Consider the following 17,953-nt stretch of genomic DNA (forward strand, 5'->3'; position numbering starts at 1 on the left):
AGTGCTTTTGGCTATTGGCACAAAGATTGACTATTTGTAAGCATCAATAATATTTAGAAATCGAATTCAAAAAATAAACTATTTTAAAATGAGTAAAATAATCGGAATTGACTTAGGAACAACCAACTCGTGTGTAGCCGTAATGGAAGGTAACGAGCCTGTAGTTATTCCTAATGCTGAAGGAAAAAGAACAACGCCGTCGGTTATAGCATTTGTAGAAGGTGGCGAAATTAAGGTGGGTGACCCTGCAAAACGTCAGGCTGTTACTAACCCTACTAAGACAATATCATCCATAAAACGTTTTATGGGTAACAAATTCTCTGAAAGTTCAAAAGAAGCAGGTAACGTTCCTTATAAAGTGATGAAAGGTGATAACGATACTCCTCGTGTAGATATCGACGGACGCCTTTACACGCCGCAGGAACTTTCTGCAATGACACTTCAGAAAATGAAGAAAACTGCTGAGGATTACCTTGGACAAACAGTAACTGAAGCGGTTATTACAGTACCGGCTTACTTTAACGATGCGCAGCGTCAGGCTACTAAAGAAGCAGGTGAAATTGCAGGTCTTAAAGTAAGAAGGATTATAAACGAGCCTACAGCGGCTGCTCTTGCTTATGGTCTTGACAAAAGTGGTAAAGACCAAAAGATTGCCGTATATGACCTTGGTGGTGGTACATTTGATATCTCTATCCTTGAGTTAGGTGACGGTGTATTTGAAGTACTTTCTACTAATGGTGATACTCACCTTGGTGGTGATGACTTCGACCAGGTAATTATAGACTGGTTAGCAAACGAATTTAATAGTGAAGAAGGTGTAGACCTGCGTAAAGATGCTATGGCATTACAACGTTTAAAAGAGGCTGCAGAGAAAGCAAAAATCGAGCTTTCTTCTTCTACACAAACTGAAATAAACTTACCATATGTTACTGCTACCGCTAGCGGACCTAAGCACCTTGTAAAAACACTTACAAGAGCCAAGTTTGAGCAACTTGCAGACGATTTAGTACAGCGTTCTATGAAACCTGTTGCTAAAGCTTTACAGGATGCTGGTTTATCTAAATCGGATATTGATGAGGTAATCCTTGTGGGTGGTTCTACACGTATTCCTAGAATACAGGAAGAAGTAGAGAAATTCTTTGGTAAAAAACCTTCTAAAGGTGTTAACCCGGATGAGGTTGTGGCAATTGGTGCTGCTATTCAGGGTGGTGTATTAACAGGTGACGTTAAAGATGTACTTCTGTTAGACGTTACTCCGCTTTCATTAGGTATCGAGACTATGGGTGGTGTTATGACTAAATTAATAGAGGCTAACACAACTATCCCAACTAAAAAATCTCAGGTATTCTCTACAGCGGCAGATAACCAGCCATCGGTAGAAATCCACGTATTACAGGGTGAAAGACCAATGGCTCAGGATAACAAGACTATCGGTCGTTTCCACTTAGACGGTATTCCGCCGGCACAAAGAGGTGTACCTCAAATTGAAGTAACATTTGATATTGATGCTAACGGTATCATTAAAGTATCTGCTACAGATAAAGGAACAGGTAAATCACACGATATCCGTATCGAGGCTTCTTCAGGATTAACTCAGGAAGAAATCGAAAGAATGCGTCAGGAAGCAGAAGCTAATGCTGATGCCGATAAAGCAGCGAAAGAAAAAGTAGATAAGCTTAACGAAGCTGATGCTATGATTTTCCAAACTGAAAAACAGCTTACAGAGTTTGGTGACAAACTATCTGACAGCAACAAGCAGCCAATTCAGTCGGCTCTTGAAGAACTTAAAAAAGCTTACGAAACTAAAGATGTAGCTACTATTCAACCGGCTCTTGATAAAATCAACGAGGCTTGGAAAAATGCATCTGAGGAAATGTACAAAGCTCAGGCAGAAGGCGGAGCTCAGGGTGGTGCAGACCAAGGTCAGCCACAGGGTGATGCTCAGGCAGAAGGCGATAACGTACAGGACGTAGACTTTGAAGAAGTGAAATAATTACAGTACTAAGATTTTAGTACAAAGTATTAAGATAAAAAAACGCCCCGCAATTGCGGGGCGTTTTTGTTTTGTAACTATTCCGGTTCTTGATTCAATATGAGATTTCTTATATGGTCATTGTCATTTCGACCGCAATGAAATGGAGTGGAGAAATCTCAATTCAAAATTTAAAACTCATCATTTATAATAACTTACTCAACGATAAGTCCAAGTCCTTCAATGTAACCTTTGTTTTGAAAACAGTTTTTGTACAGGCAGTTTTCAAGGAACTTGTTTAGTGCTTTTTGTGCAATAGCCCTGTCCGGCATGTTTTCACGTATTTTTTCGTAAGAGCTACGGTCGCTTTGCGAGTAGCGTACAATAACCGCATAATCTTCGGGCATGGTAAAATTCATTATGCCCTTAGTATTGTCCATTTTTTTATATGGCCAAAAACACCAGTTGATATTGTTTTGGTCTAACAGCAATCTGAAATCCATAACCCATTCATCGGTATTTTCTCCGGTTTCACCAATGTAAATCGGTACATTGTGCTTATCGCGGAAATCAACATATTTTTGAATGGCTGCCTGCTCTACATCAAACCAGTATTTGTGGAACTCATAAACAATGTTATCGTCAATAATAGATTCAAATACGTCAAAGTCACCTGCCCAAACCGATCCGTTTAAGAATATGGTGTGGTCTTTATCTACCGAACGGATGTCTTTTACCATTCGCTGGTATAATGTAAACAGCCTGTGGTTGTAATCGGGTATCTCCTTGACAAAGTAGTGTGCAAAAGGCTCATTTACCACGTCGTACCCAATAATTATAGGATCTCCTTTATACTTTTTGGCAATCTTCATCCACACTTCGCTCATTAAGTCCTGAGACGATTTACTGAAAAACAACCACGGATAGCCGTAACTGTCGTCTATATTATCTCCGGTTTGCCCGCCCGGCGCGCAGTGCATGTCTAAGAGGACATACAGGTTTTCCTTCCTGCACCATTCTATTACACGGTCAAAATATTTAAACCCGGCATTTTGTGTACCCATATAGGTTTCGTCGGTAAACATTTTGTAGTGAAACGGTAAACGGATATGATTACAACCTATTCGCTTAAGGTATTTAATATCCTCCTGAGTAATGTAGTTGTCAAGATATTTGTGCCAAAATACGGTAAGGCTGTCCGGGCCTATCATTTCATGCAGTAGCTGGTCTATTTGCCTTGGGGCTGCTACTTTTCCCGTTTTAAACATATAGCCTTCGGGAACCAACCAGTTACCCAGGTTTGTGCCTTTTAGTGTGATAGGATTTCCGTTTGGCTCTATAATTTGTGAGCCATTGGTTTTTGCAACTTTGTTTTTTTGTGCTGTGGCGGGTGATGTAAATGCCATGCATAAGGCAAATGCCAACAGCACGTTAGAGGTTTTCTTTAAAATCATTTAGACGCGTATTATTAATAGGTCCTAAAGATAAAGAATATAACTTATGTTAGGATTTACTCTTTTGGTTTGGTTTTTACTTCAACCATACCAACAGCTATAATAGGCCCTATATCTTCAAGCACTACTAAAAGGTCATTCTTGTTTGTAATAATCAGACTCTGCATCACATGTCCCTTGTATGCTATATTTATTTCATCGTTAAGAGAAACATCAATTTCATAAACACCATTTTTATTTTCAGATGTTTGTATTTTTTTAGTTACGTTCCTTACAATGGCTTCTTGTAATAAACCGGTACTGTCTTTTACCGTAATTTTAATGGTAGTATTTTGTTTAGAAGCTGTTGAATTTGTTTCTTTTACAGGTTTATTCTCAGTTTGAACTACCTTTTGTTTTTCCTGTGCTGTAGCTTTGTAAGAACCTAAAGTAACAAAGCTTAAAACTCCGGCTGCAACTGCTGTCCAAACTGTGCTTTTTTCTTTTGGGACTACCAAATCCCTTTCCAGTTGAGAAGAAGAGAAGCGCCCGCAAAGGTTTTTATTATTGCGTATTGCATTAGCAATTTCCCTGTCGGATGCCATTGTAAAGTCAATTACGTTTTTCTGGCAGACGGTACAAAACTTACCTTTATCGGCAGGAGTCATTTCATCCCATTTTTCATGGCACGGCTGCGGGATTGTTATTTGGATTGGTTTCCTCATTACCTGAATATATTACCTATAGAGTGAAACATACGGCCAAAGAATGAGCGTTTTTCTTTACAAATAATAATACCTTGAGAAAGGCTTACTCCCCCAATTAAAGTTACATTAATTCTTGAGTGATTTATTACGTTTACGCTATTAGATTCTAAACCTATAAATGAAAACTCAAGTATATCTCCTTTTTGTACTTCGATAGAATAGTTTCCTTCTATATCTGTCTGAGTTCCTCTAGCAGTTCCTTTTATAATAACATTAGCACTAGGTAAGGGACCCCATTCATCACTTACAGTTCCGTTAATAATCAATTTTTCAGGGATATCATTCTGAGGTATGGAATCGGTTTTACTATCGGTTTGCTCTGTTTTTACGGTTTCCTGTGCTGAGGCTTTGTAAGAACCTAAAGTAACAAAGCTCAAAACTCCGGCGGCAACTGCTGTCCAAACTGTGCTTTTTTCTTTTGGGACTACCAAATCCCTTTCCAGTTGAGAAGAAGAGAAGCGCCCGCAAAGGCTTTTATTATTGCGTATTGCATTAGCAATTTCCCTGTCGGATGCCTTAGTAAAGTCAATAACGTTTTTCTGGCAGGCAGCACAAAACCTGCCTTTATCAACAGGAGTCATTTCATCCCATTTTTCATGGCATGGCTGGGGGATTGCTATTTGGATTGGTTTAGGCATGAAGTAAATATAAATAAAAGCTTTTAATTATTTCTTTTACATTTATATACAGATAAAAAAAACAGGCTTTAAAGCCTGTTTAAATAATTTTTTTTATTACCCTAAGCTTGTGTGTATGCCTGCGGGTATCAATATTATAAATACCAAGATGATCCAGCCTGTCTATGCGTACTTTGCCGTGCCCGTGTATAATGTAGTTATCTTCCATAATGATACCTACATGTATAATATTACCTTCCTCATTATCAAAAAAGGCAAGGTCGCCCGGTTCACTTTCCTCAATAAAACTTAAGGCTTCCCCCTGTGTTGCCTGTTGTGATGCATCACGTTGCAGGTGGTATCCGTTAAGTTTGTAAACCATTTGCGTAAAGCCTGAACAATCTATGCCAAAAGGCGTTTTGCCTCCCCATAAGTAAGGAGCATTAAGATACATAAAGGCTGTTCGCAACAGGTTTTCCTTTGGGTTAACGCCGGATGTCTTTAAACCTTCAAATGAGAAATTTTCGGTATTGATATCAGGAAAGTCTAAAAAGGATAATGAAGTCCCTATAGGAATAGGAACCAGTAAATTATTTGGTGTGGTAATGTATTCTATCAGGTCGGCATTTAAAACAGCAGGGCAGGAGGTAAGATTGTTGTAATCTGCCTCGGTAATAGTTTTGTACTGTTTGTTGTCTATCCACCCTTTGTAGCCATCATAAGCCAGCTCTATGTGTGACCATTTTTCCTTTTGCTGTAAAATTTTAAAATGTTCACCAAATAAAACCTGAGATGTCATTTCACTTCTGTCATTAGCTTCTAAACGAAGAGGGACAATAGCAAGATTACAAATACCAAACATTTATAACTTTTTATTTATGATTTATTATTGGTTGTGTTGCTTTTATTAAAAAGAAACGCTGCTCCAAGCATAACCACAAATATAGCGGTTAATTCTGAAGCAGCGTTACATGGTGTAGCTGTTTTCGCAAAAGTTAATAACAGCTTATAAAAATAACCAATTATTATGCACGTTCAATAACAATTGCAGAAGCACCACCACCACCGTTACAAATAGCGGCAGCTCCGGTTTTTGCATTGTTTTGCTCAAGTACGTTAAGCAGGGTAACAATAATTCTTGCTCCAGAACATCCCAGAGGGTGACCAAGAGATACTGCACCACCGTTTACGTTTACTTTAGAGGCATCAAGGCCTAATATTTTAGAGTTAGCGATTCCCACTACAGAGAAAGCCTCATTAAATTCGAAGAAATCTACATCATCTTTAGTGATACCGGCTTTGTCTAATGCTTTTGGTAAAGCTTTAGCCGGAGATGTGGTAAACCATTTTGGCTCCTGTTCTGCATCAGCATACGATTTGATATAAGCAAGAGGCTTAAGGCCAAGTTCGTTTGCTTTCTCTTCGCTCATTAATATAAGTGCAGCAGCACCATCATTAATAGTAGAAGCATTTGCAGCAGTTACAGTTCCGTCTTTAGTAAATACAGCGTTAAGAGAAGGGATCTTGTCTAATTTTACATTAGTGTACTCCTCATCTTTAGTAACCATTACAGGCTCGCCTCTTCTTTGAGGTACAGCAACAGGAACAACCTCGTTATCAAATTTACCGGCATCCCATGCAGCTGCAGAGCGCGTGTAAGATTCGATTGCAAAAGCATCCTGCTCTTCTCTTGTAATTTTATATTCTGTAGCACAAAGGTCTGCACATACACCCATTGCATTATTATCATAAGCATCGGTTAGACCGTCTTTCTGTAAACCGTCTACCATAGTAGCAGGACCAAACTTATAACCGTTTCTCATGTGTACATAGTGAGGTATAAGGCTCATATTTTCCATACCACCCGCAACAACTACGTCTGCATCTCCACATATAATGCTTTGGGCACCCTGCATAACAGCTTTCATACCAGATGCACATACTTTATTTACTGTAGTAGCAATAACGTTATCTGGTAAACCTGCAAATCTTGATGCCTGTCTTGCCGGAGCCTGACCAACACCTGCCTGTACTACGTTACCCATTAATACTTCGTCTACATGCTTAGGGTCTAAGTTTATTTTATCTAAAGCACCTTTAATGGCAGCACCGCCAAGGTGTGCAGCCGATACGGTAGAAAGAGCCCCCATAAAACTTCCTATTGGAGTTCTTACTGCCGAAACGATTACTACTTTTTTGCTCATTGTATTGTCTTTTGTTTGTTGAAGTTGCGAATTTAATGATTTTTTAGTCCAAAAAAAACAAAGTATTTAAAAATAACTAACAATTTACATGATTTGTTAGGAATGATTTTGCAATACGTGAATTTCATACAATAAAAGCCTTGCAATAGCTTTTTCTAATGTTTTTTAACCTGAATTGTATTTGGTTTTTAATCAGTTTATGAATCATTATTTAAAGGATAAATTTTCAAAAGTAGGTTTTGTATTACAAAGTAGTCAATAATAAGTATTTTTTACGTGTTTTATATTGCTTGTTACGTATTTTCCACATGATAAAATCAGTATTAAGTGGTATTTGTAACATGGCTTAAAGAAGGGATATTTGCATGTGTATTCTAACGAACAGGTAATACCTGCTCAATTTGAGTTTATGGTGGGAAAATCCCTCCTAACGGGGGGATTTTTATTTAAACTCTTAATTTTTCAATTTAGAAAGTAGTTTTTTATTAATAGATGCAGGATTAAAAATTGCTAAAATTCCCCTCCTTACCAGGGGAATTTTTCGTTTTTAATCCTGTCTTTTTATTTAGGCAAGTACTACATTTAAGCTTATATCTGCATTAATAGCTTTTGATATAGGACAAATCTGTTTTGCTTTTTGTGCAATTTCAGTAAACTGCTCGCTAGTTATTCCCGGTACGCTTCCGGTAAGATCTAATACGATTGTTGTAATTGTACCGTCTTCAAAAGTTACTTTAGCTTCGGTGTCAAGGTTGTCTGCTGTAAAACCTGCCTCATTTAAAAGGAAGCTTAACTGCATGGTGAAACATCCTGAGTGTGCTGCTGCCAGTAGTTCTTCGGGGTTAGTACCTACACCGTCTGCAAATCTTGTTTTAAAAGATAGTTGTGTGTCGTTTAGTACTGTACTTTGAGTTGATACTTTACCTGTACCTTCCATTCCTGTACCTTTCCAGTTTGCTGTTGCTTTTCTTGTAAATTTCATGATATAAAATATTTAATTGTTATTATTTATTCTTTTGTTTAGTTAAGTTTTTCTTTTAAAGCGTCTATTGCCTGTTTTATTGCTGCTCTTGGTGCCGGTGTGTTAGTAATAGGATTAAGCATTACAAAGTCGTGTATGGTTCCTATATATCTTGTAGAGGTTACCTTAACACCTGCTGCATTTAGTTTTTTGGCGTAAGCTTCGCCTTCGTCCCTAAGAACATCATTTTCTGCAACGATTACCAATGCTTCTGGTAATCCTTTTAACTGTTCTATATCTGCCCTAAGCGGAGAGGCTGTAATCTGGTTTCTGTCTGCCTTGTTTGGAGCATATACATTCCAAAACCAAACCATTGCATTAAGAGTTAAGAAATGCCCTGTAGAAAATTGTTGGTAAGAAGCTGTATCAAACTCAGCATTTGTAACAGGGTAGAAGAGAAGCTGAAAATCTATTTGCGGTCCTTTACGTTCTTTAGCCATTAGGGTTACTGCAATTGCCATATTACCACCCACGCTGTCACCACCTACAGCCAGTTTAGTTGTATTAAGCCCTAATGATGCTCCGTTTTGTTTAATCCATTTGGTGGCTGCATAGGCTTCCTCATTGGCTACCGGAAATTGGGCTTCAGGTGCCGGAGTATAGTTTACAAATACTACTGCTATATTGGCACCTACTGCGAGTTCTTTTATTAGCCTGTCGTGTGTAAAGGAGTTTCCTAAAATCCATCCGCCTCCGTGAAAATACATTAGTACGGGTAGTTTTTCTTTGCTTCCTTTAGGTTTTACAATTCGTATTGATACTGTTTTTCCGTCTTGTGTAATTGTTCTTTCCTCTACATCGGCATCAGGTCTTTTATAATCTCCTGTTTGTGCATTGATTAATACGTTACGCGCATCATTAATAGATAGCTCATAAATTTGAGGGCCATTGCCACCATGTACTGCTTTAAGAAACTCTCTTGTTTCTTTTTCCATACTGTAATTTCCTGCAAGTGAAATATCTGTTTGACTGTTAGCGGCTGTTACTCCAAGTAACAAAACTGCTGTTGATAATAATTTTTTCATCGTATTGAGATTTAAGTTTATAATTCGTTCGATTTGATGAGTCAAAATTATTGCAACATGATTTATAAATCAAATTAATAATTTTTTACCTTTATAAAAATATTTTATAATCATGACGATACAGCAACTTAAATATATAACAGCACTGGACGAGCACCGCAACTTTGTAAAGGCGGCAGAAGAATGTATGGTTACGCAGCCCGGACTTACCATTCAGCTTAAAAACCTGGAAGAAGAAATAGGGGTAAAAATATTTGACCGTACCAAAGTGCCCTTAAAGCCCACAAAAGCCGGAAAGGAAATAATAAGCCGTGCCAAAAAGATTTTAAGAGAGGTAGAGGGTATACGTGAATTTGTTATTTATGAAAAGAACCAGTTGGAAGGTGAATGTACCATTGGTGTTATTTCTACGCTTTCTCCATATCTGGTGCCACAGTTTATAAAGAAGATGAAGGAGGTGGCTCCTAAAATGCACTTTACCATAAAAGAACTGCCTACTGGGTTATTGATTAACGATGCCCTTACGGGTGATATTGATATCGCCTTAATGGCAACCCCAACAGGTGCTAACGGACTAAAGGAGTATCCGGTGTTTTACGAACCGTTTGTGGCTTACCTTCACGAAGGACATAAAATGAGAGGTGCTGAGTATTACGAATTGCAGCCGCAGGATAAGCCCCAGCTTTTGCTTTTGGAGCATGAATACTGCTACAATGCACAGCTGTTGGATATATGCCAACTTACAAAGGGTGCAGATAAGCACGACGGGTTTACTTATGACATAAGTTCAATTGAGACCCTAAAGAACCTCGTTAAGGCCAATTTGGGTTTTGCCATATTGCCGTTGCTTAGTGTTATTAATGAAGAGGAAAGCCCAATGTATAAGGAGTTTAAAGACCCCAAGCCTGTTAGGGAAATAAGCCTTGTAGTAGCTGAAACCTTTTCGCGTAAGCTGTTACTGCAAAAAATTAGCGAAACCATTTATGCCTGCCTGCCCGAAAGCATGAAACAGGATTTTAAATACAAAAAGATTCAGTGGAATGACTCTCCTTATTTTATAGAATCGGTTAAGAGATTTTTATAATTCAAGTTCCATTTGTATGTTACAGCGAGCATAGGGTGTTGAGGCTCTTTTTACACGAACAAACCCCGACTTCTCATATAAAGTAATGGCAGGGGTAAGTATGGTATTGCTTTCCAGATACAGCCATTTTCCCCCTTTACTTTTTGCCTTTTCAATCACGGCCTGCATTAGTCTTTTGCCAATGCCTTTTCCCTGCACGTTTGGAGATACGGCCATTTTGGCCAGTTCAAAGTCATATTTATCATCGTCCATCTTAATAAGGGCACAGGTGCCTACAGGTTCATTATTATATAAGACCATAACAATATAACCACCTTTGTCGAGTATATAACTTTCAGGATTATCAAGCGCTTTGTAATCGGCTTCTTCCATTACAAAGTATTTGGATATCCATTCTTCATTAAGATTTTTAAAAGCTTGTTTGTATTGAGGGATATAATCGGTAATTAAAATACTATCGGTAATCATTTTTATAGCGTAATATTCTTTTGTAAAGGTAGTAAATACGGCAGTTGTAAAAAATTTTTAATTTTTTTCTATTTAGTGTCCATTTTTTCATTTCTCAGTCATCATTAGGGTGTAGTTCAATTATTAATCAATCAAAAATTAAAGAAAATGGAACAGAGAATCAATCCTTTCGAAACACGTTACAATGCATTAAAACCTTTATTTGGTTTTGGAGTTTACCTTTCTAAAGCTTCAATAGAAAAAGAATTACTTCATTTAATCTATTACAGGGTATCTCAGCTTAACGGATGTGCTTATTGTTTAGATATGCATGCTAAAGACCTTAGGGTAATGGGTGAGAGCGAACAAAGATTATACATGCTTTCTGCTTGGGAAGAATCTCCAATTTATACCGAGAGAGAGCGTGCAGCATTTGCATGGGCTGAAGCAGTAACTAATTTAGCCGACGGTCATGTAAAAGATGCTGTATATGCCCAAGCAGGAAAGCAATTTAGTGAAGCAGAGTTAATAGATCTTACCATTGCCATTATTGCCATAAATGGTTTTAACAGGCTTAATGTGGCTTTCCGTACACCGGCGGGTAATTATGTGCCGGGGATGCATGCACATCATGTGAATAATAATTAATAACAGTATCATTAAAATTTTTATATTCATCCTTAAATAACAAGACAATGAAAGAGTTCGCATTATTATTCCGTCATATAGAAGATTTTAAAAACCTTCCCGATAGTGAAAAACCTGCTGTAGAAAAGAAATGGCAGGACTGGATAGGTGGTATTGCCGCACAGGGTAAACTGGCAAATATGGGAGCCCGACTGGCAGCAGAAGGTAAAGTACTAAAACCCGGAGGTGTGATTACCGATGGCCCTTTTGTTGAGATAAGGGAATGTCTTGGCGGACTTATTGTAGTTAAGGCAGATACTATGGAAGAGGCGGTAACGCTGGCACATGGCTGTCCGGCTATGGAGAGGGGCGGAAGCGTAGAGGTACGTCCTATATTTTAAGAGTTAACAATTAATAATAAACCCGTAGTAATGCGGGTTTATATCTTTTTATGGAAAAGGATTTTTTAAAGCAGCTGTTTCAGCAGGAATTTTCTAAAATGGTAGCCGTAATAAGTAAATTGTACGGCCTTGCTCATATTGAGATTGCCGAAGATGTGGTAAGCGAAACCTTTTTGCAGGCCGCCGAAACATGGGAAACAAAGGAAATGCCTCAAAACCCTACGGCATGGTTATATACGGTGGCTAAGCAAAAAACGCTGTATCATTTTCGTCGTAATAAAATATTTGATGAGAAGATAGTTCCGCAAATAAAACAGGATGCTGATAAAGAAATTACGGAGCCTGATTTTTCGCAACAGGAAATAAAGGACAGTCAGTTGCAAATGCTTTTTGCAATATGTAATCCTGCTATAGCAGGTGAGGCACAAATAGGGCTGGCATTACGCATTTTATGTGGTTTTGGTATTGACGAAATTGCCGAAGCTTTTCTTTCAAACAAAGAGACCATAAACAAAAGACTGTTTAGGGCTAAGGAAAAACTGCGTACGGAAAAGATAAAAATGGAGTTTCCGCCGGAAGAGCAGGTAAGCCAGAGGCTGGATAATGTACTGCATATTATTTACCTGTTGTTTAATGAAGGGTATTATTCTCAAACAGATAATGCCATACTCCGTAGGGATCTTTGTATTGAAGCATTGCGCCTTGGCCTTATGCTTACCGATTACAACCTTACTAATCTACCCAAAACCAATGCGCTTATAGCACTTATGTGTTTTCATGCTTCCCGTTTTGAAGCCAGGCAGGATAGCGAAAATGACTATATACTGTATGAATCGCAAAACCATGATTTATGGGATACCGATATGATAAAGAGGGGGATTAGGTATCTAAATCTTTCGGTGCAGGGTGATGAGGTGACTTCCTATCATATAGAAGCCCAGATAGCCTATCATCATTGCCTTACCGATGATGTACCTAATAAGTGGCAGGATATACTGCAATTGTATAACCAACTGTTGCAGATTAATTATTCTCCTGCGGTAGCCCTTAACCGTACCTATGCATTATATAGGGCAGACGGTAGGGAAGCAGCCATTAAGGAAGCCGAAAAGCTAAAACTTGAAAACAATCATTTTTATCATATCCTTTTAGGCGAGTTATACAGTGGGGCAGATAACAAAAAAGCAAGGCATAATCTTGAGACGGCTTTAAAACTATCTAAAAATGATGCCGAGAAAAAAGGTATTGAAGAAAAGATAAAAAGGTTGTAAATAAAAAAGAGAAGGAACTAAGCCTTCTCTCTTTCTGCATCTGTTTGTTAAAATATACTACGCGGTTTCTTCCTTAATAAATTCACCTGAGTTTTTAAAATAGGCAGCGATGTCTTTACCGTCTTTGGTAAGTACAAATTTATAATCGGTGCCATCCTGAGCCACATAAGCATTTACTAAAGCATATCCCGCATATTTATCTACGGCGCTTTTAAGTACTGCCGGTGCAATGTCGCCCTGTTCAATTACTTTATATTCTTTTTCCTGATAATTTACCGTTGTATTTGCTGATGTTCTTATTTGGTTAACGGTTACAGCATTGGCTGCAAAAGCCAGTACTAATGCTGCAGATAAAAATAAATTTTTCATAGTCTTTTTCATTTTTCAAGTTATATGCATTGTATAATGAAATAATTATGCCGTTACGGTTTTGTTGGTAAAAACAGTTATTTTTAAACACTTTTGTGGGGAAAGCGTTTAATTTGTGTGTAGAGGTTCTACAGTTTGTTGTATATTTGCCCTGTAATTAAAAGACATAACTATATGTGATTAATAATTTCTTTTCGGTAATAAAACAGGCGGCCACACTTAGGCTGTGATTATTTAATTATTCAGATAAAGAAATTATTATGCTTATTCTACAAAATGTATGTTATACACATACAAACAGGGATATACTATTCTCTAATGTAAATATTACCCTAAACAAACATGAAAAGATTGCCTTAATAGGTAATAACGGGGTAGGAAAATCAACACTTTTAAAAATACTGGCAGGTTTACTACAGCCTGCCGAAGGCCTTTTTAAAACCGACTCTGTACCTTATTATGTTCCTCAGCTTTTGGGGCAGTATAATGATATGACAATTGCAGAGGCTTTGGGTATTCATAAAAAGCTAAATGCCTATAATGAAATTCTTTCGGGTAATGTAACCGAAAAGAATATGGCAGTACTTGATGACGATTGGAGTATTGAAGAACGCTATACTGAGGCTTTTGCCCAGTGGGGGCTTAAGGGTGTAAACCCTATGCAAAAGATGAACTCCCTTAGCGGCGGGCAAAAAACAAAAGTGTTTTTAGCAGGTATCCTTATTCATAATCCTGAAATGGTATTGCTTGATGAACCCAGTAACCATCTTGATACAGAAGGAAGAAAAATTCTCTACGATTTTATAAAAACAACAAACACTTCGCTTATTATTGTTAGCCATGACAGGACACTGCTTAATCTGTTAACTACTGTTTGCGAGCTTACCCCTAAAGGGATTAATGTGTATGGCGGTAATTATGATTTTTATGCTGAGCAGAAGAAGATAGAAGCAGAGGCTCTTGAAAATGACTTAAAGAGCAGGGAAAAGGCTTTGCGTAAAGCCAAAGAAGTAGAAAAGGAAACCATTGAGAGGCAACAAAAGCTTGACTCAAGAGGTAAGAAGAAACAGGAAAAAGCAGGTTTGCCTACCATTTCCATGAATACCTTAAAGAATAGTGCAGAGAAAAGCACGGCTAAGATAAAAGGTGTACATGCAGAAAAGGTGGCATCTTTAACAAAAGATCTACAGGATTTGCGTTCAGGTTTATCGGGAACCGATAAGATGAAGGTGAATCTTGACAGTTCTGACTTGCATAAAGGGAAAGTACTTGTAAAGGCTCAGGACATTAATATAAGTTATGATAGTGAGCCTTTATGGAAAAACCCTTTAAGTTTTGATGTTATCAGCGGGGAACGTATTGCTATAAAGGGGGCTAATGGTAGCGGTAAAACCTCTTTAATAAAAATAATAACAGGAGAACTTGAGCCTGTAGGTAATATTAAAAGAGCTGATTTCAGGACAGTATATGTAAATCAGGAATATTCTCTTTTAAAAGATGATTTGAGCGTGTATCAACAGGCACAGGAGTTTAATACGGGAGGATTGCAGGAGCACGATATTAAGATGCGGCTTAACAGGTTTTTATTTTCTGCTGAGTATTGGGATAAACCATGCAGTGTGCTTAGCGGAGGAGAAAAAATGAGGTTATTGCTATGTGCCCTTACAATTGGCAATCAGGCACCTGATGTAATTATTTTAGATGAACCAACCAATAATCTTGATATCCTTAATCTGGAAATTTTGACGCAGGCAATTAATCAGTATCAGGGAACATTAATAGTAGTATCACACGATGAATACTTTCTAAAAGAGATAAATGTAAACAGGAAGGTTATCCTAAAGTGAAAAATTTAAGATTTCCTTAAGATTGTTTAGGTGGTTCAATTTATTATTTCTGTGCCCGTTATGGAATTATAATACCATAATGATGATTAGAAGATTGATTTTGTTTTTAGTGTTGTGCCCGCTAACACTAAAAGCACAGAAAGCCCAAAATGAAGCCGACACCATTGTTAATGCTGTTTCCCCTAAAGTTCACAATTTTAAAGCACATTATCTTATAGTTCCTGTGGCATTAATAGGGTATGGGATAATAGGACAGGATAACGGACAGTTTCAAAAAATTAATAACAGCATAAGGAATGAGGTTGTAGAGGATATTGACCAAAAAATAACCATAGACGACTTTATGCAGTATGCCCCTGCGGCATCAGTATTTGCCTTAAACCTTTCGGGTGTTAAAGGCGAGCACGATCTTAAGGACTGTACCATAATTATGGCTACTTCTTATTTGGTTATGAGCAGTACCGTACTGAGCCTGAAATCGTTTACGCATGTACAGCGTCCTGATGGCAGTTCGTATAATTCGTTTCCGTCAGGACATACGGCTACTGCTTTTGCCGGAGCCGAGTTTTTATGGCAGGAATACAAGGATAAGTCGGTTTGGTACGGAATATCAGGCTATATAGTAGCTACGGGTACAGGTATGTTCAGGATGTATAACAACAGGCACTGGCTTACCGATGTGGCTGCCGGAGCCGGTATAGGTATACTGAGTACCAAGTTTGCCTACTGGGTATATCCGTTCTTAAAGGAAAAGGTTTTTAAAGGCAATAAAGGAGAGAAAAAGGTAACTGCCATGGCAATGCCTTTTTATAACGGAGAGCAGTTTGGAGGGGCCATGACAATAAGATTTTAGTTTTGTTAAGATTTGTTTAACAGGAATTTACTTTTTTAATTTATTTTCGCAAACGTAATCCAGATACCCCTAAACCGTAAAATGATAAAGAAGCTTATTTTGTTTTTGGCATTGTTCCCCTTTGTGCTTACTGCACAGGATACCACTACCGCTACAGATACTATTGTAAAGAATGATTTTTCGGCAGCTAAATACCATTTTAAACTAAAGCAGGTTATTATCCCTTCTACACTTATAGCGTATGGTGTAATAGGGCTTAATAACGACGATATTAAAAAGCTGAATACCGATGTAAGGGATGAGGTTTTAAGAAACGAACATAAAGAACGTACCATAGACGATGTTACCCGTTTTGTACCTATGCTTTCGGTATATGCCCTAAACCTTGTTGGGGTAGAAGGAGAGCATAATTTTAAGGACAGGACCATTATACTTACGACTTCTTTATTGATAACATTTACCACTGTGCGTAGCCTTAAGGCTATGACCGATGTACAGCGACCTGATATTACGGCTTACAATTCGTTTCCATCGGGGCATACAGCTACTGCTTTTGCAGGTGCCGAGTTCTTGTTACAGGAATATAAGGATAAATCTATTTGGTATGGTATATCGGGGTATGTGGTTGCTACAGGTACGGGGCTTATGCGAATCTATAACAACAGGCACTGGCTTACCGATGTGGCGGCAGGAGCCGGTATAGGTATACTAAGTACCAAAATTGCCTACTGGGTATACCCGTTTTTAAAGAACAGGATATTTAAGGATAAGAAAGGTGAGAAGCAGATTACCGCTATGATAATGCCTTTTTATAACGGAGAACAGTTTGGTGGGGGAATGGTAGTGAGGTTTTAAAAACTGAAAGCGCATAAAAACAAAAAAGCCTTTGATTTCTCAAAGGCTTTTTGTGATCGCGACAGGATTCGAACCTGTGACCGCCTGCTTAGAAGGCAGGTGCTCTATCCAGCTGAGCTACGCGACCTGAAAAAGTTTGTGTTAGTTCTTTTCGTCGGGGTGGCAGGATTCGAACCTGCGACCTCCTGGTCCCAAACCAGGCGCGATGACCGGGCTACGCTACACCCCGAAAAGAAGCGGAGAGACAGGGATTCGAACCCTGGCGACGGTTACCCGCCGACAGATTAGCAATCTGCTCCGTTACCACTCCGGCACCTCTCCTCTTTGCTCAAGGCTTTAAGCCTTTTTTGCGGTTGCAAATGTAGATGATGATTCTCTTTTCTGCAACTATTTTTAAAGGTTTTTTTAATTTTTTTGAAACATTTATTTAAAGTCTTTAACAGTCAGTATAATAGCAAAAGTAAAAATTTGTAGTTTTTTACTTAACACACTTCATGTATTTGATAAAATAACTGTCGGGAGTATAATTTTGCCCCATTGTTTCCGATTTAAGGTTGCTGCTTAAAGGGTAATCTACCGTCTCTCCGGAGTACTTCACCCTCATAAAAGATATGGGAGATTCGTCTAAATCTTCAATAGATCCTTTTGTGAAAAGAAAGTTTCCGCTAAGCATTCTTATGTTTTTCTTCTCAACACTGTCATAAACCAGTCCGGAGCATTGGTCTTCGCTAATGCAAATAAGGGTAACGATCTTTCCGTTTAAAAGCTGCAGGTGTATGCGCGACTTATTATTAAGGCAGTATACTTTTGGGAACTCGTTGCTCTTTGCCAGTAGTTGAAAGTTTAATACAGGTATGCCGTCGTGGTTGCTAAGGGAAAAGAATATAAACGATGAGGTACCTCCAAAAACCTTTTCAAACATAAGGTATTCGGGTGTCGATTTTATTTCTCCTGTTTCGGTGCTTATTACGGTATAATTACAGTCGTCTTGCTGTGCATTTGCGGTTAAACCCAGTAACAGTAACAATAGCAGTATGCTCTTTTTCATATATAAGGTGATATTTTTATTATTGACAGCGTGGTGCCAAATATAAACAAAAAGGCCAATGCCTGCCTGTAAAATTTAGGTTTAATTTAATAATTAAGGCTGTAATTATCGT

General features: G+C 38.2%; 18 protein-coding genes and 3 tRNA genes. 8 read left to right on the forward strand and 13 right to left on the reverse strand.

The window, feature by feature from the left end; genetic code table 11:
- Positions 1–88 precede the first annotated feature (88 nt).
- The gene (gene dnaK, locus NU09_RS11145; protein WP_129751372.1) at positions 89–1,993 is read left to right on the forward strand and encodes a molecular chaperone DnaK; all 1,905 of its coding nucleotides are present in this window, start codon (positions 89–91) and stop codon (positions 1,991–1,993) included.
- A 194-nt stretch (positions 1,994–2,187) separates the two neighbouring features.
- On the opposite strand, the gene NU09_RS11150 is transcribed toward dnaK, so the two are convergent.
- From NU09_RS11150 to NU09_RS11180, 7 genes are all read right to left on the reverse strand, one after another.
- The gene (locus tag NU09_RS11150) at positions 2,188–3,426 is read right to left on the reverse strand and encodes a glycoside hydrolase family 5 protein (RefSeq protein ID WP_129751373.1); all 1,239 of its coding nucleotides are present in this window, start codon (positions 3,424–3,426) and stop codon (positions 2,188–2,190) included.
- Between the two features lie 56 nt (positions 3,427–3,482).
- On the reverse strand, positions 3,483–4,130 hold the full coding sequence (locus NU09_RS11155) for a hypothetical protein (protein ID WP_129751374.1): 648 nt from the start codon (positions 4,128–4,130) through the stop codon (positions 3,483–3,485).
- Positions 4,130–4,810, reverse strand: coding sequence for a carboxypeptidase-like regulatory domain-containing protein (locus NU09_RS11160; RefSeq protein WP_129751375.1), 681 nt, complete (start codon positions 4,808–4,810; stop codon positions 4,130–4,132). The genes NU09_RS11155 and NU09_RS11160 overlap by 1 nt, the downstream gene beginning before the upstream one ends.
- Positions 4,811–4,889: 79 nt before the next feature.
- Positions 4,890–5,651, reverse strand: coding sequence for an NlpC/P60 family protein (locus tag NU09_RS11165; protein ID WP_129751376.1), 762 nt, complete (start codon positions 5,649–5,651; stop codon positions 4,890–4,892).
- Positions 5,652–5,814: 163 nt separating this feature from the next.
- Positions 5,815–6,993: an acetyl-CoA C-acyltransferase gene (locus NU09_RS11170; RefSeq protein ID WP_129751377.1), complete on the reverse strand. Its 1,179-nt coding sequence runs from the start codon at positions 6,991–6,993 to the stop codon at positions 5,815–5,817.
- A gap of 565 nt (positions 6,994–7,558) precedes the next feature.
- Positions 7,559–7,975 (reverse strand): OsmC family protein, encoded by a 417-nt coding sequence (locus NU09_RS11175; RefSeq protein ID WP_129751378.1) that lies wholly within the window; start codon positions 7,973–7,975, stop codon positions 7,559–7,561.
- A 38-nt stretch (positions 7,976–8,013) separates the two neighbouring features.
- Positions 8,014–9,039: an alpha/beta hydrolase gene (locus NU09_RS11180; protein ID WP_129751379.1), complete on the reverse strand. Its 1,026-nt coding sequence runs from the start codon at positions 9,037–9,039 to the stop codon at positions 8,014–8,016.
- A 112-nt stretch (positions 9,040–9,151) separates the two neighbouring features.
- On the opposite strand from NU09_RS11180, the gene NU09_RS11185 reads away from it, so the two are divergent.
- Positions 9,152–10,123 carry a hydrogen peroxide-inducible genes activator gene (locus NU09_RS11185; protein ID WP_129751380.1) on the forward strand — a complete coding sequence of 324 codons (972 nt, stop codon included), beginning with the start codon at positions 9,152–9,154 and terminating at the stop codon, positions 10,121–10,123.
- On the opposite strand, the gene NU09_RS11190 is transcribed toward NU09_RS11185, so the two are convergent.
- Complete coding sequence (locus tag NU09_RS11190) at positions 10,118–10,591, reverse strand: GNAT family N-acetyltransferase (protein WP_129751381.1); 474 nt, start codon at positions 10,589–10,591, stop codon at positions 10,118–10,120. The two genes, NU09_RS11185 and NU09_RS11190, sit on opposite strands and share 6 nt — an antisense overlap.
- A gap of 147 nt (positions 10,592–10,738) precedes the next feature.
- Here NU09_RS11190 and NU09_RS11195 point away from each other — a divergent pair, with 147 nt between their 5' ends.
- Genes NU09_RS11195 through NU09_RS11205 form a run of 3 tightly spaced genes read left to right on the forward strand, consistent with a single transcriptional unit; the run spans position 10,739 to position 12,869 of the window.
- Positions 10,739–11,218 (forward strand): carboxymuconolactone decarboxylase family protein, encoded by a 480-nt coding sequence (locus tag NU09_RS11195; protein WP_129751382.1) that lies wholly within the window; start codon positions 10,739–10,741, stop codon positions 11,216–11,218.
- 47 nt (positions 11,219–11,265) lie between these two features.
- Positions 11,266–11,598, forward strand: coding sequence for a YciI family protein (locus NU09_RS11200; RefSeq protein WP_129751383.1), 333 nt, complete (start codon positions 11,266–11,268; stop codon positions 11,596–11,598).
- A 50-nt stretch (positions 11,599–11,648) separates the two neighbouring features.
- On the forward strand, positions 11,649–12,869 hold the full coding sequence (locus NU09_RS11205) for an RNA polymerase sigma factor (protein ID WP_129751384.1): 1,221 nt from the start codon (positions 11,649–11,651) through the stop codon (positions 12,867–12,869).
- Positions 12,870–12,926: 57 nt separating this feature from the next.
- On the opposite strand, the gene NU09_RS11210 is transcribed toward NU09_RS11205, so the two are convergent.
- Complete coding sequence (locus NU09_RS11210; RefSeq protein ID WP_129751385.1) at positions 12,927–13,238, reverse strand: hypothetical protein; 312 nt, start codon at positions 13,236–13,238, stop codon at positions 12,927–12,929.
- A 260-nt stretch (positions 13,239–13,498) separates the two neighbouring features.
- On the opposite strand from NU09_RS11210, the gene abc-f reads away from it, so the two are divergent.
- The 3 genes from abc-f (at position 13,499) to NU09_RS11225 (ending at position 16,793) form a co-directional block, all read left to right on the forward strand.
- Positions 13,499–15,085 carry a ribosomal protection-like ABC-F family protein gene (abc-f, locus tag NU09_RS11215; protein WP_129751386.1) on the forward strand — a complete coding sequence of 529 codons (1,587 nt, stop codon included), beginning with the start codon at positions 13,499–13,501 and terminating at the stop codon, positions 15,083–15,085.
- Positions 15,086–15,164: 79 nt separating this feature from the next.
- Positions 15,165–15,938 carry a phosphatase PAP2 family protein gene (locus tag NU09_RS11220; RefSeq protein ID WP_129751387.1) on the forward strand — a complete coding sequence of 258 codons (774 nt, stop codon included), beginning with the start codon at positions 15,165–15,167 and terminating at the stop codon, positions 15,936–15,938.
- Between the two features lie 81 nt (positions 15,939–16,019).
- Positions 16,020–16,793: a phosphatase PAP2 family protein gene (locus tag NU09_RS11225; protein WP_129751388.1), complete on the forward strand. Its 774-nt coding sequence runs from the start codon at positions 16,020–16,022 to the stop codon at positions 16,791–16,793.
- A 53-nt stretch (positions 16,794–16,846) separates the two neighbouring features.
- On the opposite strand, the gene NU09_RS11230 is transcribed toward NU09_RS11225, so the two are convergent.
- The 4 genes from NU09_RS11230 to NU09_RS11245 form a co-directional block, all read right to left on the reverse strand.
- Positions 16,847–16,920 (reverse strand) — tRNA-Arg (locus NU09_RS11230).
- A gap of 27 nt (positions 16,921–16,947) precedes the next feature.
- Positions 16,948–17,022: transfer RNA gene (locus NU09_RS11235), tRNA-Pro, on the reverse strand.
- A gap of 8 nt (positions 17,023–17,030) precedes the next feature.
- Positions 17,031–17,114, reverse strand: a tRNA-Ser gene (locus NU09_RS11240).
- A 157-nt stretch (positions 17,115–17,271) separates the two neighbouring features.
- On the reverse strand, positions 17,272–17,841 hold the full coding sequence (locus tag NU09_RS11245) for a hypothetical protein (protein WP_129751389.1): 570 nt from the start codon (positions 17,839–17,841) through the stop codon (positions 17,272–17,274).
- Between the last annotated feature and the right edge of the window lie 112 nt (positions 17,842–17,953).

The sequence above is a fragment of the Flavobacterium beibuense genome, from assembly GCF_004151245.1.
Lineage (GTDB): Bacteria > Bacteroidota > Bacteroidia > Flavobacteriales > Flavobacteriaceae > Flavobacterium > Flavobacterium beibuense_A.